This is a genomic window from Anaeromassilibacillus sp. An200 (assembly GCF_002160025.1).
Lineage (GTDB): Bacteria > Bacillota > Clostridia > Oscillospirales > Acutalibacteraceae > Caccousia > Caccousia stercoris.
In genome coordinates this window covers 1-540 of sequence record NZ_NFJU01000150.1, presented here as the reverse complement: position 1 = coordinate 540, position 540 = coordinate 1, and the positions used below count along the sequence as shown (strand labels likewise).

Here is a 540-nt window from a genome sequence, read left to right as displayed (position 1 = left end):
TGGTCTTTGACTGTTCCTGAGCCTGGGCCAGCCTCTCCCGGATGGTGGGGCGATTCTCCCGGCCCAGGGTCATGGCGGTGAACTCCTTGAAGGCCGGCTGGAGCTGGTCTTTATCCTTCGCCTTGAAGAACACATAGTAGTGCGGTGGGTCGGTTGTGGGGTCCTTTTTCAGGGCATAGTCGATGTCATACTTCTTCGCCACCGCCGAAAACGCCTTGATGTTCTGCTCCGTGATCTCGATGTTGGTCAGGGAGGCCCCATGCTGTTTGAGCTGGTGCAGGGTCTGTTTTCCCTGGTGTAAGCTGCGCTGGGAGGGCTTCTTCTGCATCTCCTCCAGCACCTTTTTCACAGCCTTTTGGAGCAGGTCCGCCGTCATCTTGCCGGTCTCCACCGAAAGAGAGACCACGCCCTGGGTGATTTCTTCCTGCACGCACATCACCTCCGATCTCCGCCGCCGTACATATCGTGGCTCACCAGGGAAGTGTAGTAGCTGTCGATGGTGGCCGGGGCGTTATACAAAGCGGCCAGCAGGTATTTCTT

At 57.6% G+C, this 540-nt stretch carries 2 protein-coding genes; both read right to left on the bottom strand.

Features of this window, described 5'->3' with window-relative positions:
• Positions 1 to 430 (bottom strand): PcfB family protein (locus tag B5F35_RS18340; RefSeq protein ID WP_087243105.1); only part of this gene is annotated, 430 nt, incomplete at its 3' end.
• A 5-nt stretch (positions 431 to 435) separates the two neighbouring features.
• Positions 436 to 540 (bottom strand): DUF6017 domain-containing protein (locus B5F35_RS19415; RefSeq protein ID WP_242969596.1); only part of this gene is annotated, 105 nt, incomplete at its 5' end.